Here is a 24,196-nt window from a genome sequence, read left to right as displayed (position 1 = left end):
TATGCCGATCAGGAACTGGAAGCCCGCGCTAAACCGGTTTACTATCGAATTTGGTGAGCGGGTAACGGCTCATCTTTGACGCGTCACGGGACGTTTACACAGTTATCAGGACACTCTCGCGACCGATTGAACCCACAGTCGAAATCGGACTTACTACAACCATCAAACCATAACGCCGCCATCAGCCGCCGCCGTAAGCGGTCGGTTGGGCGGCCTTATTACATGGCGACTAATCTGAAAGCAATTGTTTGAGTTCTTCAACGCCTTCTTCTGATGGATTCCAGTCAACATTACCTTCTCGTAGTTTTGAAATCAGTTTTGAAATTGAATTAATTTTATAAAGTAGATCTCGGAGAATTTTGGCAGCCTCTAATTCTTGCCAGTGAGGTGTTCGGTATTCAACTTCAATGCTATTTACAGATTCGTTTTGATGGTTATGTGTAGACTTTAAACTGCTAGCATTTATACGCTGCAACCTTAAATCCTGTGATGTATCGAAATTTTTTAAAAACTTAGTATAGTGATTTATCTCTTCATTCTCATTGAAAGCAATATGGTAAAGCAGTGATGAACTGTCCAACTCAAACCTATCTTGCCAAGTTGAAAACTCAACCACTCTATTATATAGATCAGAAATAACCTCTTCTAAATAAGTGCAATATCTTCCTAAGACAAAATCTTTCTTAAATGACTCTATTTCTAGCGCTGCTTTAGCATGGATAAAGCATAGCAATACATCAATATATATATTGCAGTCGTTTTCGATGGTTTTTATTATTCTTATATTATCTTCTGGCTTGGTCGTTCTTCTATGCGAGTAACTTTTTTTAGTTTCATCGATTCTAAACTTCAAAGATGTGATTAGCTCGTTTGATAATTGAGATAGACTTTCGAATTTTGGTAATTTTATCTCAATTTTGGAGTAAGTCTTTGATTCTTGCCAATAGTTAAAAACGGAGTTGTATTTTTCTCTGATCGATTGCTCGGCAATTCCATCATGCTTAGAATGTAAGGCCTCTATCACTGGTGAAAAATCAACTAAGTCATATCTTACTTCAGATTTTGGTCTGATAAGTTCAAAAAACTCTGGAATTGCCAAGCTTTCAGAAAGGTAGCCTATTTGCCCATTTTCACGTCTTAATCCTAAAAACAACTGAGTTCTTGACACAATGTACCTCTACTTCTTTAACTTGAATCTAGCTCGATTCTTGATAAGCCATGTAACGCTCCGCTAAACGGCGAGCGTTAGCGAGTCCGGTGGAGGCCACGCTTTTTGTGGCCGAAACGAATTTGAGCGGATTGTTAATACGTTAGCCTCTTGCCTTCCGATAGAGTGAAAATTGGAATCTCTTTCAAAGCCTCTTCTTTTGTCACCATTGTGTATCGGTGCTCACATATAGGGCCACTAATCATTCCAAAACTACTACTTATGGTATGCCTGATCATCACAATTTCGTACCTAATATAGGTTGTTTCATTTGGGGAAATGACTTATATTTTGACCAGACGCAGGATAATTACTTGCCGTAATTCCAAGAAAGTGGTCTCCGGGGCTTGCATATAAGTAGGTATAGTTCTGTACAGATAGTACAGAATGTTTATTCTTATCGAAAATCAACCAATTTCCGCCGCCATTACCACAATCTGACTTCACTCTATATACATAGAGCAAAGACTTTCCATTACTTGGATCACTAGCAGGCTGATAGGGAATTCCAGAAGATGTACATCCAACTAAAATAAAAAAGAATAAACTAATCGTATATCTCATTAGGTTTTACTCAGTATTAACATCTTATCTATGGACTCTCCTCGGTTTGCAAGGTAATCAAGATAAAACTTAATTCGACTGCATATATCTATTCGGTCTTTGTGTAGACACACTGACCCAGATGACATTTGCGCGTAAATTCCTCATTATTCAAACGGTTTCAATAGCCAAAGCTGTTATCAGGCCTTATTTACGCACGGTCGATACCGTTTTCATCTCATTTACCAGCAATCAAGAAGTTCATCCTTATTTAACAAATTCCATTATTTTGATATTTAAACATCATTGCCCAGAGCATTCTTGCTTGTTTTGATGCATAAGCCACTGCCACAACATTATCCGGTTTACTCTTCCTGAGCTTTTCTACCCATTCAGTGTGAACGCCTTTTCCTCTGGAGGACATGAGCAATACCGTTCTTGCTCCGTGTATCAGGAGCGTTCGAAGATATGTATCGCCTTTCTTTGTGATCCGCCCTTGCTTTGACTTTCCTCCAGATGAATATTGTCTAGGCACTAAACCCAGCCATGCCGAGAACTGCCTGCCACTTTTAAATATTTTTGAATCTCCGGCAGTGGCTACCACCGCCGAGGCTGTCAGTGCGCCAATCCCATCCAGCGTCAACAACTCTCTTGCAACTGGGTGTGAGCGAGCCCAACGATCAATTAAACGATCAAATTGAGCAATCCGCTCTTCTTCTCTTAACACTGAAGCATATAAATCATGCACTATTTCCATCACAAGAGGAGACAAATCATTATCGCTCAGAAAATCCATCAACTCTTTTTTACACTTCTCTCTGCCCTGGCTAAAAACATAACCAAATTCAGCTAAATGCCCCCTAATTTGGTTCATCAATGACGTTCGAGTTGAGATGCTTCTAGAACGTACTCGATGCACCATTAATATTTCTTGTTGCTCTTCTGTTTTGATGGCAACAAAATTTACGTTAGGCCTACTTATTGCTTCACAAATTGCTGAGGCATCATTTAAATCATTTTTCTCTTTCATCAGATATGGCTTAACGTACTTGGGCGCGATAAGTCTCACATCATGTCCTAATTTCTTCAGCTCCCTTCCCCAGTAGCTACTGCTTCCACAAGATTCGATACCAATTAGCGCTGGCGGTAATTGCGCAAAAAAGCTTAAAACTGACTGTCGCTTTAACTTTTTTGAAAGCGTCTTCTTTCCATTCCGATCCACACCGTAAACAACAAATATGTTTTTAGCTATATCCAAACCAATACGAATAGTCATTGTCGCCATGATCGTCTCCTAGTTCAGCAGTCGTATCTTAAGGATAGCCACTGAAGGTAGAGGAGAGTCCATGTCATTATTCAACGCCCTAATGACGTAATAAAAAACGTCTTAAAGACATATATCCAATATCGGTCACCGAACATACACCCGGTATCCCTGAAAATTTAATAACTTAAGTTAAATCGACGTAAACTATTACGTCACAACGACATATATCTATCAGAAGGGAGTTAAGAGCGGTTTTCGTATCCTTCGATTCATACTTGAGCACGACTATCATCCCTGCCAGCACACATTGGCATGCAATTCATCTTTGCATTGTTTACCAGTAATGCAATCGATACAAGACTGTACATAAAAACAGTCATGAGTAGATTGTGTCATCGTCCTTTACCCAAAACCCCCAACATTCAATTGGTCGGCGTCGTACTGACGTTCCGTTATGGGTCAACACCGGACCACCAGCCGCCTATTTAGTAGGCAGATGACACACAACGTGAATTGCACCCACTGCTTGCAAGGACGACGACACTTTTTATTAACCAAAAAAAACCGGGGCACTGCCCCGGTTTTTATGCCTCACGAACCTGTATACACTCAGGCGACCATGAATTGCTGATACCACTTGCGGAACTTTGCAAACGGCCCATCGCTGTCACACAGCATGGGTTTTTCGTAGTACTTCTTACGATCCCAAATGATTTTATCTTCTTCCATCTGCTGGCAGATATTGGCAATAATGGCATCACCGACACCACCTTGCGGGGTTTTGCCATCAACTTTTTTCTGAATAAACGCGTACATGGCCCGTGACTTTTCCCGAGTAATCGGGGTGAGATTACCCATCAAGATCGTCTCGCAGATGCCGCTGAAACGAACCACTGCCTGCCCCACACCGATACTGCGATTGGCAATGGTGCCTTCAATAACACCTTTCGGAGTCGGGTTACGGGTTTTCAATACACCGTGACGAATGTGCTCCTCAAAGTTAAGCGTCGCCACATCCGGAATGTCGTTGGTTTGGTGAACGTAAAGGAAATGCGCTGCATCCACGGCATTTTCCCCGATTTCCTCCATGTGCGTATCGATCTCCCAGGTGAATATTTTCATATCACCCCATTCGTCATCGCTTGCCTCTGGTACAACTTCCGGCTCGAAGGTCGGTTCAATATTTTCCGGGTGATACCAGACAAAAATACAGTTGTTAATTTCACGCACCGGATAAGTGAACAACACCTGCTCGCCGCGCTGAACTTTGGGTGGCATGTTCTTGGCGTAGGGGATGTCCGTACACTGGCCGTCACCATTAAACGCCCAACCGTGGAACGGACACACAATGCTTTCCCCAACCACGGAGGAGCCATGGCCGGCATTATCGTGAATGCCGTAGCCCAGATGCGCGCCCATATGCGGGCAGTAAGCGTCTACCACCTTGGCGACACCCGACTCGGTGCGGAAAGCCACCAACTCTCGGTTGAAATAGCTCAGTGGCTTTGATTCACCCACCGCCAGCTCATGAGAATACAGAACCTGAAACCAACCAAAGGGAATCGGCAGGGGAATACGGACGGAATCGTTATCGTGTGCAATCATAGTTATATCCTTTCTGGTCTAGCTAATTGCGAATTATTTGACGGAGCCACCGCCATCGACGGACAAAATTTGTCCGGTTATAAAAGATGCTCGATCTGAGCAGAAAAACACCACGGCTTCGGCAATTTCTTCCGGTTCGCCCAAGCGCTTCATCACCGAGTTTTTCTTCAGTCCCTCAGCAAGCTGAGGTTGTTCTTCAAAGTACTTTTCCACTCCCGGGGTGCGGATCACTCCCGGGGACACGGCATTGATACGAATACCTTGTTCACCATATTCTGCAGCCGCACTTTTGGTCAGCAAATTGACACCGCTTTTGGCGGCCGCATAGGCGGTATTGAATGCCTGACCACGCAGCGACGCATTGGAAGAAATATTGACAATACTGCCACCGCCGGTTTCCAGCATGGCTGTCACCTCGTGCTTCAGACACAGCCAGGTATTGGTGAGGCACAGGGTGAGCGTGTCATCAAATACCTGCCGTTCAAACTGGTGGATCGGGCCAGAGCCGCGGCTCACCGCCGCACTGTTGCATGCAATATCCAAACGCCCATACTGGCTGATCGCCGTATCCACCATGGCTTTCACTTGGGTTTCATCGCTCACATCCGCCTGAAAAAAAACGGCATCGCCGCCACTGGCGTTGATCTGGGCCACTGTTTCTTCACCGGACTCCGCATTAAAATCAGCGACCACCACTTTGGCACCTTCACGGGCGAAGGCATAGCAGATCGCCCGCCCAATGCCCGCACCACCACCGGTCACTACGCCCACTTTGTCTTTCAGTAACTTCATAATCTGACCACTTATTCTCAGGCACTTTAGTTCATTTGGACGACTGCAAGGCGCCGTTAAAACTCGAGTCCATTTTTATACTCGCGTATATTTTTAGCAAGGAAACGGCATATTCCGCCTTAATCCATTCGGACGACACCCACAACACGACAACAGGTATTCACATGATACTCGACGCATTCAAATTAACCGGCAAGACCGCCATCGTCACGGGCGCAGGTAAAGGCATTGGCCGCTGCATAGCCACTACCTTTGCGGAAATGGGCGCTAATGTCGTGTGCGTGGCACGCAATATCGACGATCTGGAACAGACTGCCGCCGCCATTCGTGAGCTGGGAGCCCAGGCTCTGGTGGTTGTCGCCGATGTGACCGATGAAGAACAGCTGAAGACCGTGGTCGCACGCACTTTAGAGACTTTTTCCGGCATTGATATACTCGTCAACAACGCTGGTGCGCCCGGTAAAGGCTGGGGTTCCATTGAAAAAGTCGGCATGGCCCGATTCGAAGATACTGTGCGAATCAATTTGACCTCGGCCTACACGCTCAGCCATTTGTGCCTTCCCGCCTTGCGCGATAGCCAGACGCCAGCCATCGTCAATGTCTCTTCGGCCCTAAGCTGGATGGTGGATCGCAATTTTACCGCCTACGCCGCCGCCAAAGCCGGCATGAACCAAATGACCCGAGTGATGGCTTATGAGCTGGCGCCGCACATTCGTGTCAACGCAGTGGCCCCGGGCGCTGTCGATACCCCAGCCACCAGTTTTATCACCAGTGATCAGCAGCGCCGCGACGAAGCCGAGCGCTGGATTCCCCTGCGTCGTTTTGGCACCCCCCAGGATCTGGCCAACGGGGTACTGTATCTAGCCAGTGCCGCCAGCAGCTTTGTCAGCGGCAAGGTGCTGGAAATTGATGGCGGCATGCAGGCGCTGCCCGGCAGCGCCATCCAGCACACGCTGGACAACCTCGACTGATTCACCGGCGACGCTACAGCACATCCACAATCAAACCTGTGACCCTCTCGTTCAAACAGCCGATGCGGAAGGTCAACAGGCGCTTTACCATTAGCCAGAGCCTTTACTTGGAACAAGCATGACCTTAACCAGAGCATGACGTTAAACAAAGTATAAATACTGGACCCAATTGACTTTCCGGGAGCAAACACCCTTATGAAAACCTATGCCCTCACCGGTGGCGCCACAGGTATCGGCGCCGCCATCAAGGCTCGCCTGCTGAAGGCCGGCCACCGCGTCATCAGCGTTGACATCAAAGACGCCGATATTATCGCCGATCTCTCCACCCCAGACGGGCGCGAGCTTGCCATTAACAGCACCCGGGAAATCGCAGACAGCGGTCTGGATGGACTGATCACCTGCGCCGGACTTGCCTCCCATGTCCCCAACCGGGCCCTGATTACCCAGGTCAACTACTTTGGCTGCATTGCCCTGGTCAATGGCCTGAAGGACCTGGTCAGTAAGAAACAAGGCAAGATTTTGCTGATCGCCTCCAACTCCGCCCCCGGCGGCACTGCAGAAGATTTTTTAAACTTGCTGCTGGACAATAAAGAAGATGAGGCGGCCCACCGGGCCAGCGAACTGGAAGGCCAGCAGGTTTACGCCGGTACCAAGCGTGCGGTGGTTCGCTGGATGCGCCGCCAGGTTCCCGAACTGGCCCGGATGGGCATCAACATTAATGCTCTGGCACCGGGCTTCACGGATACTCCCATGACCCAGGCCGTAGCCCAGGACCCAACCTATGGCGAGGCCATTCGTCAGTTTGCAGCCAGCATTCCTCTCGGAAGAGCGGGACAACCGGACGATATGGCTGACGCGGCAGAGTTTCTGTTGAGTGACAAGGCCAACTTTATCACCGGCTCTACGCTGTTTATTGACGGTGGTCACGACGCCGTATTCAGACCGGACGCCATCTAGGCACCCATCCCACACTCCCCTGAAGCCGGCATACGCCGGCTTGTTGGTATTATTGGCTCCCAGCAGCTCACACCCGGATCAGTGCTGGAAAGCTTTTTCTCACCGGCGTGAAGCGATATCATCCGGAGATTCTCCCAAGTACGAGATCCAGCATGTCGATACTGACCGATACCCAAGCGTTTTCCGAACTGGTTCATTCTCTGTATGGTGCGGCCACTACGTCGAACACCAACAAGTACTTTCTGACCCAGCTCAAAAAACAACTAAATCTGTTGCACGCCACCCTGATTACCCGCCTGCCCTCCCCGACGGACAGCGGGCTGATTTACACCAGTGGCGATGAAGCGGATGTTGCTATCCTCAACAGTGTGGCGGGCGCCTATACCAACCTTTACGCTCAGGACCCGCTGGTCAACCTGCCCCTGGAACAGGTAGTCACCCTGTCGGACACGATTGCATCGGACGCGCTTGAAGATCACGAATACTACCAACTGATCCTCAAACCCCTGGATATCTTCTACATCGCCGGTGCCGACTGGTTACAGGACGACCACAACCGTATGTCCATTCGCCTGGTGCGCAGTCACGAACAGGGGGACTTCAGTCAGCAAGAGCGACAGTTTCTGTCGCTGTTGATCCCCCACTTAAAGCAGTCCGTCATCATTGGGTTGCAGTTACGTCAACTGGACACCGAACGACAGATTTACGCCGACAGCATTTCCAAGCGCTCCATCGGCATGGTGACTTTTGACAGCGAAGGCAATATTCTGAAAACCAACAAAGCCGCCGACACCTTCTTAAAACACAACGACGGCATTAGTCGGGTACACCAGCACATAAAAATTGACCACACCTCCCGCAACAATACGCTGCAACAGTACATTCGCGAGGCCGTTTCCATCGCCAACGCCAAATACCGCTCGGCCATTAATGCGCTGTCGGTCTCCCGCCCCTCCAACCGCGCAGACTATCAACTGGTCATCAAACCCTTGCCGGTGGAGGCCACTGATGCTTCATCACTTACGCCATACGCCGCCCTGTTTATCAAGGATCCGGATAAGGATCTGGTGATCTCGGTGCGCACACTGATGAACCTCTACAACCTCACCTTGTCAGAAGCGACCATCGCCATCCTGATGGCCGAAGGCTATACCACCGAAGCCGTGTGTGAAGAACTGGACATCAAAAAAAATACGGTGCGTGCCCATCTTCGCGCCATGTACGCCAAAACCGGCGTCACTCAGCAGTCGTTACTGGTCTCTCTGGTGCTGAATAGTTTGGCGGCGGCACAGTAACCCGTCTCCCGGCATTCATAACCCTGCCCCAGAAAAACACGAGATCAGACTGGCCACCGCTGCCAGCCAGTTTGCCCGCATTCATCAATACCGAACGACACCATCATCGCGCCCTGTCGGCACCCCACTCTGGTTACCGACCTGGGTTGCCGGCCCGGGTTGCCGGCCCGAGGTTGCCGGCCTAAGGGCTCCCGACCTCAGATCCGCCATTACCGGATCACGGACACCATGACCCGAACCGACCACAACAACGATTAAATCGTAAAATATTGATATTTGTTTTACGCAATGTTAAATTTTAACCTCTTAGAATAACCATTAAATACAAAAACCACCCCCCTGGTTTACGGAGCACGACAGAAAGCCCTGCGCGACCGCCAAAGACCGCAACCGCGCAGCGTAATTAATCACGACTTGTCACCCGTGCTCCCCGCCGACACTTTCGAGGTACCCCTGATGCAGGCTGACCACCATCTTCCCGAACGCTATTCCCCTGCGTATCGAAACTTTGTTCTGGCGCTGTTGGTGCTGGTGTATGTGTTTAACTTTATTGACCGTCAATTAATGACCATCTTGCTGGAACCCATCAAGGCAGAATTCGGAGCCAGTGATACCGCCATGGGCTTTCTCACCGGTTTTGCATTTGCCCTCTTCTACGCCACCCTGGGCCTTCCCATAGCCCGCCTGGCGGATCGCTGGTCCCGTCGCAACGTCTTATCCATCTCGGTGATCTTGTGGAGTGTCATGACCAGCCTGTGTGCCGGGGCGTCGGGCTTTCTGCAAATGGCCTTGCTGCGGGTCGGGGTCGGAGTTGGTGAAGCCGGTGGCACGCCCCCCTCCCAATCTCTGATTGCCGATTATTTTCCGCCTCACCAACGCTCCACAGCCATGGGCATTCATTCCACCGGCTCTCAAATCGGTGTCTTGTTGGGCATGTTTGGCGGCGCCGTGATCGCGGATCAACTGGGCTGGCGTATGGCCTTTATCATTTTCGGCGTTCCCGGTGTGGTGATTGGCCTGCTGGTCGCCCTGTTGATCAAAGAGCCGGTCAAGCCCAAGCCCCCGCAAGAATCCCTGCTGCAATCCATGCGTCAGCTCTGGGCGCTACCCGCCTTTATGCAGCTGTCACTGGCCACCGCATTTACCGCTCTGTCTGGCTATGGTCTGGGCACCTGGTTTCCCAGCTTTCTGATTCGCGTTCACGGTGTATCGCTGGTGGAAGCGGGTCTGATTCTGGGGCTGGCGGGCACCTTTGCGGGCCTCGCAGGTGCCATTACAGGTGGTTTGTTATGCGACCGTCTGTGCCAAAGGGATACCCGTTGGCAGCTGCGATTACCCGCGATAGGAGCCGGCTTGTCATTAATTTTTATGGCGTTGTTTCTGCTGTGGCCCAGCCAGCAGTTTTGGCTCATACAAGATTTTCACTTACCCGTAGCTGTGGTGTTTTTTGTGTTTGGCGGTTTTTTCTCGGCGTTTTGGCTGGGACCAACCTACGCCGCCGTGCAAACCCTTTCGCCCTCACATCTACGCACTCAGGCCTCTGCCATGTTGATGCTACTGCTGAACCTGATTGGCATGGGGCTGGGCCCAGTGCTCATCGGCACGCTCAGTGATATTTTCACCCCTACGCTGGGCGAGCAGGCCATACGCTACGCCATGCTCGTCAGCCTGGCTGCCGTTGCCATCGGCAGCCTGTTGTATTGGCGCGCTGCCCAGGCTTATGGCGATCACATGGATCGTAGCACTGGGGAAGACAACATGAGCAAAAACAATACGGTTGCGGACATCACCTGACACTGCCACTTTGGAGAGCTATTTTTGCAGGAAAATGTCTAGCATTCAGTTTGGTGCTTTTTCCTCCAAATGAGTGAATCTTTACCTTCCAACTCACAATACTATAACCATGTAACCACGATTAACTATTTAATCGTGGCATAGAGGACAATAATTATGACTAGCCCTTTCACCTTGAACAAAGCCAGCATGGGTATTGGCGAAGGACTCCCTTTGAACGCCTGCGGGGATTCTCTGGAAGATCTGCGCAAAGGCATCCAGCACCTGATGGATATTGAAGCCATCAAACAACTGAAACACGCCTACTTTCGCTGCCTGGATACCGGCAACTTCGAGGAGCTGGAAACCCTGCTGCACACCGATCTCAAGGTTCACTACACCGGTGGTGACTACGATATCGAACTGAACAGTCGCCAGGAATTTGTCGGTGCCATGCGTCACGCTTTTAACGCCGATGCTGTCACCCGACACAATGGCATGCACCCCGAGATTCAAATACTGAGCGAGACCGAAGCCACCGGCATCTGGTACCTCTACGATCATTTCTGGTCCCTGCCCCAACAACGATTGACGCAAGGCACAGCCCTGTACTGGGACCACTACCAAAAAATTGATAACCGCTGGGTCATCAGCGATACACGTTACAAACGCCTGTACCAGATTAATGAAGATCTGGAACAAACACCCAATTTTGTATCCCATTATCTTGGTGAGCAGAAATAGTCACCGTTATATTCACTTGCAGTTAAGGAGTCCACAATGTCCTGGTACACCGGTGACACAACCTACGATACCCTGCTGGCCATCGGCTTTGCCTTTGCCGCACTGATTGCTTTCGCATCAACCTTTGGCCAATCGGCCTATGGCCGTTTTGGCGCAACGAAAAAAGGTATCAATCTCAACCCCAAGTTAGGCTGGATTCTGATGGAATTACCGGCACCGATCTCTTTTGCCTACTTCTTTTTTCAAGGACAAAATCACACCGAGCTGGTGCCTCTGCTGTTTTTCGGCATTTGGATGTGTCACTACGCCAACCGGGGTTTTATCAACCCCATGCTGATGCGAGTACACCGGGGCACCAAGGCCTCTTTCAGCCTGAGCGTGGTGCTGTTTGGCTGGGTAGCGACCGGCTTACACGGTTACTTCAGTGCCTGGTTTATCAGTGAACTGGCGCCATTTCTGACGCCCGACTGGTTGACCGACCCCCGCTTTGTGATTGGCTTTGCCATCTACCTGATTGGCTTCACCCTGAACGTGCATTCCGATGCGGTTTTACGAAGCCTGCGCCCCAAACCAAACTCGGCGTCAGACAACTCCGAACAACCCCGCTATCGCATCCCCTACGGCGGTGGCTACCGGTTGGTATCCAGCCCCAGTTACCTGGGCGAAATGCTGTCGTGGTTGGGCTTTGCCATTTTCACCTGGTCTCTGGCCGGCGTGTTTATTTTCGCCGTTACTGTCGCCAACCTGTTGCCCCGCGCTCTGGAAACCCATCGCTGGTATCAGAAAAAATTTGACAACTACCCCAGTGACCGCAAGTCTTTAGTGCCTTTCCTGCTATAAAATCAGTACCTTTCTGCTATAAAAAAAGGGCGGCTTCATGCCGCCCTTTTTGTTCGAACCACCGCTAGCCCATGTAGGCCTGCCCCCCATCCACAGCAATACTCTGACCGCTGACGTAACTGGCTTCCGGTGAGCACAGCAGCGCCACAAACTTGCCAATATCCTGTTCACAATCGCCAATACGACGCATGGGAATGCTGGCAATAAAAGCTTCCGCCTCGGCGGGGTTATTTTCAATCCAACCTTTTAACGCAGGCGATGTGGCGTGTGGCAAAATCACATTCGCACGAATGTTATCAGCACCCCACTCGCTGGCAGCAGCCCGCGTCAGGGCACGAACCCCTTCTTTCTCGGCCGCATAGACACCGTAATTGCTCATATCCCAGCGTTTGGCCGCTGTGCTGGCCAAATTAATGATCGAACCGCCTTCTGCCTTGAGATAGGGATAGCAGAGTTGCATCAAGTTGAGAGTAGCCATTGGTCCCACCTGATAGGCCTTCAAAACCTTATCGGAGCTAAGACTTAACAGCGGTCCCAGGGCCGTGCTCACTGCATTGTTCACCAGTATCTGAATACCACCAAACGCTTCAACTGTGGTGGTGACCGCCCGCTCAAGATCTTCCCGAGACGCAACATCGCATTGCACGGCAATGGCATCACCCCCAAAGCGCTCACGGATTGCCTCACAAGTACTTTCACATTTTGACAAGGTCCGGCCCACCACAGCCACCTTGGCACCGCGCTCGGCCAGAGCAAAGGCAATGCCCTGTCCCACACCCTGTCCGGCGCCTGTGATCAGCGCTGTTTTACCCAATAAGTTTTTTTCTAGCGTCATAAAATCTCTCCCTACTGCATAATGATGTATTGGCTGGTGTAGATAATGTCGAGTTGATTCTGATCCAAAAAGCGATTGCAGCTATCGTCATCGCTTGCAAGTTGTCATTGAAGCGGGCCTTATCCCCCTGCGCATCAAAAAAACTATCGGATCCTTTAGCGCTTCCAGAGGAAAACACTCCTCCACAATGCCGTGAAAAAACGGAGCACTCGTTGTCAGGGCACGCTGCACAATGTTTTGCACATACTGATCGATCAAGTTGAACTGCACCGTGTGAACCCCCTTCAGAGATTGAATCTACGGCCCCAGCTCATTCAACAGTTGATAATTCAGTGCATCCGTAGATTGATGATTGCCCCACAAGACATAGACAAGTTTTCCATAGTGATCCTTATTATTCTTCGGGCGAATAAAGACAGCTGCAAGCCGTGTGTACCCGTCGAGCAGGGGATCAGATTCGGGCAGGCACAATAGTCCTAATCTATACAACTATGACTCTGGTTTCGTCGCTCATATGGACGACACGCCACAAGCGGAAAGGGCTTACCTATCCCCCTTCTATGCAGTAGGTCGAATGACGAGTTGCTTGACAGAATAGAACTGAAATCAGTGTCTACAACGATAATGAGACTACAATGAAGGCAAGTGATAACCCCAACGGGTTGAGTATTGATGGCGGCCAGGCATTCCTCGGGTAACCCGTGAGCGATCTTCACTACCTCCTCGGTGACGGCTGGCACCCACAAGGCGGTGCCATGTATGCCGTTGCCGACGGGGTTTACAGGTTACACATGCCGCTACCTGCGCCGCTGACACGCCAGGATTCACTACCAATTTTGAGGCGCTCTTGGCACCAGGAAGAGAGATAAAGAGAAAGAGAAGGAATGCAGAGGTTAAGCCTTAACGCAAAAGAGACCACTCAGTGGTCTCTTTTTTCACATCATTGCGCTTTAACCATCTTGTGTTCTATCGCCCCGAAAACGGATTGCCCGTCCTCACCGAACACCTCGAAACTTAAGCTTTCCCCGAAGTGCAGAAAGTCGGTGCGAAATTCGCCAAATTCTATTTTGTCCAGCGCACGACGCTCAGCCAAACAGGCAGAGCCAACCGTTTTCCAGTCTGTACTGGATACCGTTCCCGAACCAATAATGGCACCAGCTTTGAGGTTGCGGTTGTAGGCCAAATGGCTAAGAACTTGACCGAAACTGAAGTCCATACCACCGCCGTTGGGGTTGCCAAACCATTCGCCATTGCGTTTCACCTGCATGTCCAGATGAATGCGCCCATCACGCCAGGAATCCCCCAGCTCATCAGGTGTCACCGCCACCGGACCAAATACGGTTGCCGGTTTGGCGTTGATAAAACCAAATCCCATGCCCAGTTCGCGGAACAGGTGGGTGCGCATGCTCATATCGTTGAGGATCATCACCAGTTTGATGTGTTTTTCCGCCTCCTTGGCAGAAATTCCCATCGGCATGTCATCCACCACCACGGCAAATTCACCTTCAAAGTCGCCGTTATCCTCTTCGCAGGGAAACGGGTAGTCTTCCCGGGGGCCAAGAAAATCATCGCTTTGACGCTGCACCAGAACCGGAATGCCCTTGTCCTTTTTCACATCCAGATCAAAAGCCTCCTCCATGATGTTGCCATGATTAAGAAACGCAGAGGCGTCAACAAATTGGTAGCAGCGCGGCAACGGTGCCATCACTTTGGCCGGATCAAAGGCGAAAGCATCTTTGAGCATGCCTTCATTGAGGTGTTCATAACGATGCTGCAGGGGCTCTTGAACCGTTTCCCAATTTTCCAGAGCTTCTATCATCGTGTCGACGATCGTACTGGCATACACCGCTTGGGTCAGATCCCTGGAAACCACCAGTAAGCGACCATCGCGCGTACCATTATTCAATGTTGCTAACTTCATATGCTTTGCTCCTAAAATTGTACGCCGCCGTCGCAGTTGATGGTTTGTCCCGAGACAAAGCCACAACCTTCAGAGGTTAAAAAGAGAAGTGCCCCCACCAAGTCCGAGGGGAGTTCATTGCGTTTAATCAGCTGACGTTCGCAAACCGATTCAAACAATTCCGCTGGCAGATTTTTTCTGGATTCAGGCGTCAGGGTTAATCCCGGTGACAGGGCGTTGCAGAGAATACCGCGACCACCAAATTCAGCCGCCAGCGATCGGGTTAAGCCAATCCCCGCCATTTTGGTGGTGATGTAGGCGAGGAAACCCGGCATGGGGGTACCCGTGGTACTGGAGGCAATTTGCACGATGCGGCCATAGCCTCGCTCAGCCATGCCCGGCGTCAGTAACTTGGCGAGCAAGAAAGCTGCCTCGACATTGATCGCCTGAAAGCGTCGCAACTGATCCAGACCCAATTCCGCAAAGGGAATGACTGGCATATAGGCGGCATTGTTCACCAAAATATCGCAACGGCCAAACTTGTCCAGGGTAGCGGAGACAAAACTTTCTATTTGGCCGGGATCAGACAGGTCACACACTTCGCTGTAACCCCGCTGTCCCAGCGCTTCAATTTCTGCAACGACGTGATCTGCTGCGCTAATATCCGCAATCGCAACATCACATCCCTGAGCGGCCAGCGCCAGGGCAAATTCTCGCCCCAAGGCCCCTGCTGCCCCGGTGATTACGGCTACACGTCCGGCATGGCTTTTCGACATTGTTATTCCTCGCCCATCAATGAATGATACTGTTGATGGCAGTCTAGCCAGTCACGAAACCCAGCTGAACTTGTTTTCATGGATTGCGTTTATTGATCCGGCGGATAGTGCTTAGCCATGCGCAGCAAGGAGATTGAAAGCTGTGCTGATGGGCACTTGAAGTGGATGGAAATCAATGCCAAAAAGACCGCGCTAAACGGTCTTCAGGGCAGTTGCTAGAGGCAATTTAAAACAGCTCCAGGCAGAACTGGAATGAGATTTTTGCCTGCCGAATTAAGGTTTCAAACCTAACAGGAAAGGTGAGCGTGCGCGATCAGTCCTGCCAGTGAATCAACCCGCCCAGCAACGCCGGATCCCGGTCCCACACCATTTGGTAAGCGTCAGGCAGTTGTTGCCAGTGTAAACGATGTGAGATGAGTGGGCGCAGATCCAGCCTGCCACTTTTCACCAACCGCAGGAACACCCGAATATCCTCATCGCTGGTCCAGCAATCGCTGTGACCATAGCGCTGCAACCCGGTTCGCATCACCGGTGGCCAGCTCTCGGTAATTTGCAGATCCGAGCGATAGAGGGCAAAAGGCTTGGAGTTGATATAGCCGCCAATCAGGGAAACGCCCTTGAACATCAATTTATCGGCGAATTTGGGCAATTGGCCGTCGCCACTCTGCGACATAATAACCACTCGCCCGCGTTCCGCGACCAGATCCAGCGCCTGCTCCAACGGCGCGCGCGCGCCCGTCGCTTCAAACACCACGGCCACACCGTCGAGTCCTTCCGCCTTCAAGGCCTCTTTGACTCCGTCAGGATCGTGTAATGGGTTGATGGCGTGCTGCACACCCATTGCCCGGCTGGCTGCCAGGCGGGTGTCGTCGATATCGGTCACAATTACCGGCACCGCTCCCGCCAAACGCGCAAGCTGCGCGGTAATGGCCCCCACCAGGCCCTGGCCCAACACCACACAGGGTTCTCCTAACTGCAGGCCGCTGCGCCTTATGGCGTACATTGCGGTGTGTGCCAGATTAAAAAACGCCGACTGCTCAAGATCAGTTCCAACAGGCACCGGGGTGAGCGTACGCGCATCGATGACTTGAAATTCTGCGTGAGCGGCCGTGGCAACCACCGTATCCCCTTGCTGGAGGTGTTCGACGCCCTCGCCGATGTCAATCACCCTGGCAACCAGACTGTAACCCAGATTCTGCGGCAGCGGCAGTATATGGCCGGCCATCAACGCGCGCTCGGTGCCTGGACTGAGGCTGCTGAATAGCGCCTGCAACAACACCTGCCCGGGCCCTGGCGCTTCCACTAACGTCGATTTCAGCGTCACTTGCCCCGCTTCGGGGATGTGCGCAACGGCGGCTTTTTTCACACGTATTCCCAATCTCTAAACAGTTTGAATAAAAGACATGGCTTGAACATGAAACATCATTTGAACATTGGAAAGTTCAGGCCGGATTGGCGTGTTCATGGGCCACGGCGATGATTTGTTCGCGCAGCCAGTGTACACCCGGGTCCAGATCGCGGTATTTGTGCCACTGCAATCCCCACGGAATTTTGGGCAATTCCACCGGCACCGGAACCATTTTGAGAGGTAAAAAATTCACCCATTCTTCCGCCAGATGGCGGTACACGGTGGCGATTCGCTTGGTCCCGGCAATGTACTGCGGGATAGCGCTGAAAGTCGAAGCGACGATTTCTACCCGGGGTTCAACCCCCTGCTTATCCTGCAGAAGCATTTGATCCTGACTGCGAGTGCGATGCGAACCAAAGCGCACCGACACATGCCCCAATTCGAGAAAGGTCTTCAACGTCAACGGCTTGTCCAACGCCGGGTTATCGAGGCTGCCAATGCAAACAAAATCGTCATCAAACAGTTTTAGTTTGGGGTGATCTTTCGATAACACCTGCTCGGGCATGATGAGAAAATCCACATCACCCTGCTCGAGTTTTTCCCAGGGGTTATTGGTCGGTGCAAAAAACTCCAACTGCATGTTTGGAGCCAGTTCATCCAGTCGCCTTACCACTTTTGACATAAACGTGGTGGCAGTATAGTCACTGAGTAAAAAACGGAAACAGCGGTCTGATTCTTCAGCATTAAATTCCAGCCGGCGTTCTACCGTCGTCTGTATCTGCATAAGGATGTTGTGTACAGGGGCCGCCAGACTCTCGCCCAAGGGCGTTGGCATCATCTGCGTACCCACTCGCACCAGCAAATCATCTTCAAAAAATTCCCGCAGGCGCGCCAGTGCACCACTGGTCGCCGGTTGGCTCAAATGTATGCGCTCGGCAGCACGAGTAATACTGCGTTCGCTCAATAACGCGTCCAGTGTCACCAGTAAATTTAAATCCAATCGATTAAGACGCATCTCTCTGATTCCCGATACAGTCTGCTCACAGCAGAGCTGTGGCATTCATTATTGTTAGAGCACTAATATATTCAAAGATTGACTGGCTGTCATCAGGAACCATCGGTTATCACGGTGCCGCCATCCACCACCAGAGTCTGTCCGGTCATAAAACCACCGGCGCGACCGGCCAGCATGGTCACAACCCCTGCAATTTCTGATGGCTTACCCACACGCCTTAACGGAGTCATGGCCATGCGGTGCAGCATAAAAGCCTCATCGGCCTGCAAGTGCTTTGACAGCGGCGTATCAATCAATCCCGGAGCCAATGCATTGACACGAATTCCGTCTGGCCCCAACTCAACCGCCAGGTTTCTGGCCAATTGCGCCAAACCCGCCTTGGCGATGCCATACAGGCCTATTGACCGGTTGCCACGCAAACCGGCAATACTGGCAATGAACACGATGCTGCCGCCCCCCCGCTTTCGCATATTCGGCGCCAGGGCCGCACTCAACCGTTGCGCCGACTGCAAGTTTACGGTCATCAGGGTTTGCCAGTCTTGATCCGACACATCCAACAGGGATCCCACGTACCCCTCCATACCACCACAGCAGACCAGTGTATTAACACGCCCACGCCACGCCAAAGCTTGTTCAGCCAACGCTATGACCGACGCAGCATCAGCAAGATCCGCAATCAACGGCAACGCACTGTAACCACCCTCGTTCAGGGCTTCTGCTAACTGCTCCGTGCCAGCGGCACTGAGATCAGACACCACCACCTCGGCACCGTAGTGTGCCAGGGTTTGGGCGATTTCCCGCCCCAGACCACCCGCCGCTCCTGTCACCAGAGCAACCTGCCCGGACAGGTCAAACAAGTCGCCCTCAGGAGGCGAAATAGGCTTTGTCATTAGACTCACTCATCTTATGTTTCTGCAACCCCATCCTCAGATTGGCGCCAACAGTGCTGCCAGTGACAATGCCATAATTTGCGAGTGCTCTTCTTTCGAACCGCCCGTCATCTCAATTTCACCCAACCTTCCTGAGTTGGCCACAATCATGCGGCAGCGCTCCCAACGACGATTTTGGTAACGCTCCAGCACATCGTGCAAATCCCCACCTTTGGCAAACTCTTCCCCCAGCACCACCGCATCTTCGTGCCCCATGCCAGCACCTGACGCGAGATGCGGAGTGGTCGCATGAACGCAATCACCGATCAGCAGCACCCGGCCGCTGTACCAGGGCCTGGGCATCATCATTCCTTCCAGTGGACGATACAGAATCTGGCTGGATTCGTTCAGGTACTCGCGAATTTTTACCAGAATCGGTGCGGTGTATTCATCGAGCAGTCCCTTCAGGTGGGGCAGTAATTCGTCGTCCGGAATACGTTTCTTTTCAGAGCGTTTTTCCGTGTAATAGAGATACATTTCATTTTCAGAGACCGGGGTGAAACCCACCTTGCCTTGCTTGCCAAAATACATCATTGACCGCTCTGCGCCGAAACGCGGTATCACCGCACGCCACACGCCTTGACCGGAGTATTGCGGGGTCGGCGCGCCGGGAAACACAGCCTTTCTGACAGAAGAAAAAACACCATCGGCACCGACCACCAGATCGTAAGCTTGACTGGAGCCGTCCGTAAACTCGACCAACACCTCATTGCCGCAGTCTTCAATGTTTTTAAAAGTGACGCCCAGTTTAACATTGGCACCAGAATCACGGGTGGCCTGCGCCAGAATTTTCGCCAGCACTGGCCGCATGATACCGCCGCCACCAGAGATTTCGGTGCCCGGTACTTTCGGTGTTTTGATTTGGCTAAACAGTGTACCGTCGGAAGTATACTGCTCAATGCCATCCATCATGGCACCCTGCTCGCGAAACTCAGGCAACAGGCCAATCGCCTCAATGGCCCTAAGGGAGGGACCGCTGACCGTGATGCCAGCGCCATCGGTACGCCAGTTTTCGTCAATTTCTACCACATCCACATCCACACCCAGCTTTCGCAGTTGGATAGCCGCAGACATTCCGGAAAAGCCACCGCCGATGATTAATACTTTTTGTGCCGGCAAGGACATATTATTTCTCCTGCATTCGATTTGTTAACCAGTAAAGCTGGCTGAATTCATCTCTGTGTACTGTGGCGGGTTCCAGTGCCTGCCCCGGGCAAGGGCCCGCAAGACACTCACCGGTTTCAATGTCAAACTGCGCGCCGTGAGATGAGCAGACAATGCGGTTGCGCCCGGCGTTGAGATAAGCGTGTTTGCGCCAGGCCATGGTCGAGCCCTCGTAGCCGCGGTGAGGGCAGGCGTTACGCCAGGCAAAAGCCCGGTTGCCCTGGCGTACCACAAACAAGCGGTCGCGCCCCTCATCAAAAGGATCAAAACCGCGACAATCACCATCCTCAATATCCGCCCAGCCACACAGCCAGATCTTCTCCATCAAACTTCCACCACTATTCCGTCAGGCTCAACAAACGCTCGGTAGCGCCTGTCGGCATTTTTTAGAGAGGCTTAATGGAGTGACTTAATGGGGATCACCACCGGGCATCCACTTCTTGGCCAAAGTGAAATTAAAAATTTGCGACACATCGGCCGAGGACTCCACCGCCCGGGGCTCCCAACTGTCATCGTGCAGATCCATGTCGGCATCGTATTCCACATGCACCCCCATAGGGCTGTTGAAGTACCAGAACCAATTGGAACCGTAGACGTGTCGACCAGGTCCCCAGAAACTCTCATAACCCTTGTCGACAAAACGCTTACCCGCCTGCAACAGCTCGCTGGGGTTGCCAAGGTGGAAGGTAAAGTGCTCCACGCCCTGCATTTCCGGTGGAGTGTGCACCAGGAACAGGGTGTGGTGATCCAGTGTGCCTTGAGGGCGTAAAAAAGGCCCCAGATTGGTAAAACGATCAGCGACCCGGAACCCCAACCGCTCCACATAAAAAGCTTCTGCCTTTTTCTGATCCGGAACAAAGTACACCACGTGTGAGAGGGTCCGCGGCACGATGTCAGCGTCCTCATCAGCACCAATCACATTGATGCCACGATTGGCCTTCGCACCCGGCGCATTGACAATTTCATCCGGCAGGCTGAGCGGGCGACGAATCGTCACCTGAAAGCCCAGTGCAAACCCCATGTCGTCCAATGCCTCAATGGAGCCATCGGCGTGACGAATTACCTCGCGATCCTTGCCCAGTTCCGCAGCGATTTGCTCCAGAACTCCCTCGTCCGCCACACCGTAGACGGTTTTGCGCAGCGTCGAGCCCGTCGGCAGAGGTGCGGGAAGAGAAGTATCCTCTTTATGACGAATTTCAATATTGGTCCCATCAAGGGCTTCAAAACGCCCGCCCTCAGCGGATACCTCTTTCGGAATCAAGCCATAATCGGTGAGATACTGATTACAACTGGCCACGTCATCTACGCCAAACACCAAAGAATCTGGACCTATTATTTTCATGGTTAGTCACTACCTTTTTCTTATTTAACAAAGGGAACGGCCATCTGTTATCGTGTGCAAACAGGTAGCGGTATCCATAGTTCTATCCTAGAGGTGGGTGAGCTCTGCATACAAATCGATTGTACTGATGCTCGGTATCGGCAGGGCTGATAACACCTTCAACCAACGACGGTGTCCATTTCGATATTCACAGATAATGCCCTAGCGCTGTTCTGACACTCCCGCGTTGAAGACTATCGGCCAATCAAATCCATTGTATTCACACTAACGATTATCGACTCTTTACAAGACTTGATAGTCTTTTCTGCAGCCAGCATTCATAGAGGCTTGACATAATAATATTGAATGGAGAGGTTCAGCTAATGAACAGAAAGTTAATAACTGCAGCTATTGCCGCAATTAGTACTGCCCAGATCAGCGTCGATCTACACGCTGCCGTTGAACTGGAAGAGGTTGTCGTCACCGCACAAAGGCGTGCGGAATCCCTGCAGGATGCTGCCATTGCCATTGATGCTGTCACCGGTGAAGGGTTAATGAAAAGTGGTGTGACCAACGCCTATGAACTGAGCAAAGTCGTACCGGCTCTGCAAATCACCAATGGCGGTGGCGGTGCTTCTGCGCTTTATATGCGCGGCGTCGGTAACCGCACCAGCAGCGCGTATATTGATCCCGCCATCGCCATGAGCTACGACGGTGTGTTCCTTGGCCGCGCCTCGGGCGCCTCCAGTTCCGTGTTTTACGATCTTGAGCGAGTTGAAGTGCTCAAAGGCCCGCAAGGGACTTTGTACGGCCGCAACGCCACCGGTGGTGCGGTTAACATACTGCCCGCCAAACCGGTGTTGGGTGAACAGAGCGGCTTTTTCAACGCCACGGTAGGCAATATCGACAGTGTTCAGGTGCAGGGAGCGGTCAACATCCCCATCGGTGACAACAACGCATTGCGCCTGTCCGCTAACAAACAAAAGCGAGACGGCTATAACGACGACGGTACAGGGGATACCGACAATTACGGCATTCGCGCCCAGTTCCTCTCTCAGGTGAATGACGACCTGACCGTGCGTATCGGCGCCGATTACACCGACGTGGGTGGCGTGGGTGCTGGCACCACCTACACTGGTGTGTATTCTAAAAACGGGCTGGGTGACTACTCACTGGTTCCTTCCGGTCTGGATATTGATGAGGGCATGAACACAGCGGCGGGGAATGCCTATCGCAACACCGTTTTGGGCGCCCCTGGTTTTGGTTTCCTGACGGACATTCAGGACGACTGGTACGTCGACAATCAGTACAAAGGCATCAATGCCGAGATCACCTACGCCTTCAAGGCCGGAGACCTGACCATCGTTCCTGCCTGGCGCAAAGTCGAACAGGACTCCAAATTCGGCGTACCAGGCTTCAACAGCGGCTGGTTCCAGGAAACGGATGAACAGAAATCCCTGGAAATTCGCTTTGCCGGTGAAACTGAAGGTGCATTTGAATACATTGTCGGAGCCTATTACATCGACGAGACCATTGAAGGCGACAACACCTTTAACCAGGAATTCGTATTGCCAATGCAGGAGTTTAAACAGGATTCCGAGTCTTGGGCGACCTTTGGACAAGCCACCTGGCACCTGACCGAAAACACCCGACTGGTTACCGGTGTACGTTATACCGACGACAAAAAAACCATGCAGGGGAAAATTGATAATTACATTACCTTCTGCGGTGGCCCAGGTGGTGACCTGATTACACCGCCGGATTCTTTTGCTGCAGGTTGTGCGACGCCGGGCAATTTGCCCATTTATCCCACTCTCGACAACGTAGCTCAAGCTGATGCCTTCCTGACAGACAACGGCTGGGCAGCCGCGTTTGTCGACGTTGGTGGTGGTGTCACCGTCATTCCGTTGACCACTGGCGTCGGGACTGTATTGCATGTGAATAACACGACCGACGACAGCTACCAAAAAAGCAAAACCACCTACCGGGTGGCATTTGAATGGGATCTAATGGAAGACTCAATGGTCTACCTGAGCTACGAAACCGGATATCGCAGCGGCGGTTTCCAGCTCGCAGCAGCACCCACCTACGATCCGGAATATCTGGATGCCATTACTCTGGGTTCTAAGAACCGTTTCCTCGATGGCGCTCTGCAACTGAACATCGAAGCCTTTTACTGGGATTACAAGGATCAGCAGATCAGCTACTTCACCATCTCAGATGGTGTGCTGGAAAATCTCACTGACAACGTCGGTTCGGCAACCAGCAAAGGCATCGACATTGATCTGAAATGGGCGGCGGCAGAAAACACCTTGGTCACCGCCAAGGCCCAGTACCTGAAAGCCAGTTATGATGATTTACACTTTCAAGCCGCCCCTCCCCGCGACAACATCAATTGCCCGAGTACTGTCATAGGCACAACGGCAGACGGCGCACCGATGTTGGACTTCGATTGTTCGGGAAATGAATCCGTCTTCTCACCCGAGCTGACTCTGATCTTAGGAGTGACTCAAACCATTCCAGTGAGTGATTACAATCTCATCATCGCCCTGAATTCCCGCTGGGTAGACGATCAGGTGAGTGGCTTCTGGAATCTTGAACACGAAAAAATCGAATCTTATACCACCACCGATCTGGACATCACCTTCGAGCCCCAAAGCGGTGACTGGTTCCTGAGCGCCTATGCTCGCAACCTCGAAGACGAACGCCGCATCTCATCCACCCAGGCCTCTCCGATTGGCCTGGCCATGACCCAGTACGGCGCACCACTGACCTACGGTCTGCGTTTTGGTTACAACTTCTAGGTCACACCTTAAGTCTCGCAAATTGTGATGCGACTGACTTTAGCCCCACCAGTACTGGTGGGGCTTTTTTTCAATCACATTCCTTCTTCGGTACTCTTTCTTACACACGG

At 51.5% G+C, this 24,196-nt stretch carries 20 protein-coding genes; 7 read left to right on the top strand and 13 right to left on the bottom strand.

Features of this window, described 5'->3' with window-relative positions; genetic code table 11:
* Positions 1–229: 229 nt before the first annotated feature.
* From G8770_RS15230 to G8770_RS15215, 4 genes are all read right to left on the bottom strand, one after another.
* On the bottom strand, positions 230–1,168 hold the full coding sequence (locus G8770_RS15230; RefSeq protein ID WP_167188569.1) for a hypothetical protein: 939 nt from the start codon (positions 1,166–1,168) through the stop codon (positions 230–232).
* 853 nt (positions 1,169–2,021) lie between these two features.
* Positions 2,022–3,035 carry an IS110 family RNA-guided transposase gene (locus G8770_RS15225; protein ID WP_243760521.1) on the bottom strand — a complete coding sequence of 338 codons (1,014 nt, stop codon included), beginning with the start codon at positions 3,033–3,035 and terminating at the stop codon, positions 2,022–2,024.
* A 591-nt stretch (positions 3,036–3,626) separates the two neighbouring features.
* Positions 3,627–4,622: a Rieske 2Fe-2S domain-containing protein gene (locus G8770_RS15220; protein WP_167188566.1), complete on the bottom strand. Its 996-nt coding sequence runs from the start codon at positions 4,620–4,622 to the stop codon at positions 3,627–3,629.
* Between the two features lie 33 nt (positions 4,623–4,655).
* Complete coding sequence (locus tag G8770_RS15215) at positions 4,656–5,414, bottom strand: SDR family NAD(P)-dependent oxidoreductase (protein WP_167188563.1); 759 nt, start codon at positions 5,412–5,414, stop codon at positions 4,656–4,658.
* Positions 5,415–5,578: 164 nt separating this feature from the next.
* On the opposite strand from G8770_RS15215, the gene G8770_RS15210 reads away from it, so the two are divergent.
* The 6 genes from G8770_RS15210 to G8770_RS15185 all read left to right on the top strand — a co-directional run bounded on the left by G8770_RS15210 (position 5,579) and on the right by G8770_RS15185 (position 11,994).
* Positions 5,579–6,385: an SDR family NAD(P)-dependent oxidoreductase gene (locus G8770_RS15210; RefSeq protein WP_167188560.1), complete on the top strand. Its 807-nt coding sequence runs from the start codon at positions 5,579–5,581 to the stop codon at positions 6,383–6,385.
* A 195-nt stretch (positions 6,386–6,580) separates the two neighbouring features.
* Positions 6,581–7,342 carry an SDR family oxidoreductase gene (locus tag G8770_RS15205; RefSeq protein ID WP_167188557.1) on the top strand — a complete coding sequence of 254 codons (762 nt, stop codon included), beginning with the start codon at positions 6,581–6,583 and terminating at the stop codon, positions 7,340–7,342.
* 152 nt (positions 7,343–7,494) lie between these two features.
* Entirely contained in the window at positions 7,495–8,637 is a 1,143-nt protein-coding gene (locus tag G8770_RS15200; protein ID WP_167188554.1) for a helix-turn-helix transcriptional regulator, read from the top strand.
* 456 nt (positions 8,638–9,093) lie between these two features.
* Positions 9,094–10,431 (top strand): spinster family MFS transporter, encoded by a 1,338-nt coding sequence (locus G8770_RS15195; protein ID WP_167188551.1) that lies wholly within the window; start codon positions 9,094–9,096, stop codon positions 10,429–10,431.
* Between the two features lie 156 nt (positions 10,432–10,587).
* Positions 10,588–11,154, top strand: a complete 567-nt coding sequence (locus tag G8770_RS15190) for a nuclear transport factor 2 family protein (RefSeq protein ID WP_167188548.1) — start codon at positions 10,588–10,590, stop codon at positions 11,152–11,154.
* Between the two features lie 36 nt (positions 11,155–11,190).
* Complete coding sequence (locus G8770_RS15185; protein ID WP_167188545.1) at positions 11,191–11,994, top strand: methyltransferase; 804 nt, start codon at positions 11,191–11,193, stop codon at positions 11,992–11,994.
* A gap of 64 nt (positions 11,995–12,058) precedes the next feature.
* Here G8770_RS15185 and G8770_RS15180 read toward each other — a convergent pair whose 3' ends face one another.
* From G8770_RS15180 to G8770_RS15140, 9 genes are all read right to left on the bottom strand, one after another.
* Positions 12,059–12,829: an SDR family NAD(P)-dependent oxidoreductase gene (locus G8770_RS15180; RefSeq protein WP_167188542.1), complete on the bottom strand. Its 771-nt coding sequence runs from the start codon at positions 12,827–12,829 to the stop codon at positions 12,059–12,061.
* A 940-nt stretch (positions 12,830–13,769) separates the two neighbouring features.
* Entirely contained in the window at positions 13,770–14,750 is a 981-nt protein-coding gene (locus G8770_RS15175) for a fumarylacetoacetate hydrolase family protein (RefSeq protein WP_167188539.1), read from the bottom strand.
* Between the two features lie 11 nt (positions 14,751–14,761).
* Positions 14,762–15,505, bottom strand: a complete 744-nt coding sequence (locus tag G8770_RS15170) for an SDR family NAD(P)-dependent oxidoreductase (RefSeq protein WP_208022290.1) — start codon at positions 15,503–15,505, stop codon at positions 14,762–14,764.
* 313 nt (positions 15,506–15,818) lie between these two features.
* The gene (locus G8770_RS15165) at positions 15,819–16,871 is read right to left on the bottom strand and encodes a zinc-binding dehydrogenase (protein WP_167188536.1); all 1,053 of its coding nucleotides are present in this window, start codon (positions 16,869–16,871) and stop codon (positions 15,819–15,821) included.
* Positions 16,872–16,947: 76 nt separating this feature from the next.
* On the bottom strand, positions 16,948–17,868 hold the full coding sequence (locus G8770_RS15160; RefSeq protein ID WP_167188533.1) for a LysR family transcriptional regulator: 921 nt from the start codon (positions 17,866–17,868) through the stop codon (positions 16,948–16,950).
* Between the two features lie 92 nt (positions 17,869–17,960).
* Positions 17,961–18,758, bottom strand: coding sequence for an SDR family NAD(P)-dependent oxidoreductase (locus G8770_RS15155; RefSeq protein ID WP_167188530.1), 798 nt, complete (start codon positions 18,756–18,758; stop codon positions 17,961–17,963).
* A gap of 36 nt (positions 18,759–18,794) precedes the next feature.
* Positions 18,795–19,922, bottom strand: coding sequence for an FAD-dependent oxidoreductase (locus G8770_RS15150; RefSeq protein WP_167188527.1), 1,128 nt, complete (start codon positions 19,920–19,922; stop codon positions 18,795–18,797).
* 1 nt (position 19,923) lies between these two features.
* On the bottom strand, positions 19,924–20,286 hold the full coding sequence (locus tag G8770_RS15145) for a Rieske (2Fe-2S) protein (protein WP_167188524.1): 363 nt from the start codon (positions 20,284–20,286) through the stop codon (positions 19,924–19,926).
* A gap of 84 nt (positions 20,287–20,370) precedes the next feature.
* The gene (locus G8770_RS15140) at positions 20,371–21,303 is read right to left on the bottom strand and encodes a VOC family protein (protein ID WP_167188521.1); all 933 of its coding nucleotides are present in this window, start codon (positions 21,301–21,303) and stop codon (positions 20,371–20,373) included.
* Between the two features lie 362 nt (positions 21,304–21,665).
* Between G8770_RS15140 and G8770_RS15135 the strand changes: the two genes are divergently transcribed.
* On the top strand, positions 21,666–24,086 hold the full coding sequence (locus tag G8770_RS15135; RefSeq protein WP_167188518.1) for a TonB-dependent receptor: 2,421 nt from the start codon (positions 21,666–21,668) through the stop codon (positions 24,084–24,086).
* The last annotated feature ends 110 nt before the right edge of the window (positions 24,087–24,196 follow it).

It is taken from the genome of Pseudomaricurvus hydrocarbonicus, from assembly GCF_011602365.1.
Lineage (GTDB): Bacteria > Pseudomonadota > Gammaproteobacteria > Pseudomonadales > Cellvibrionaceae > Pseudomaricurvus > Pseudomaricurvus hydrocarbonicus.
Note: the sequence above shows the minus strand (reverse complement) of the source record. Positions and strands in the feature narration are given on the sequence as shown.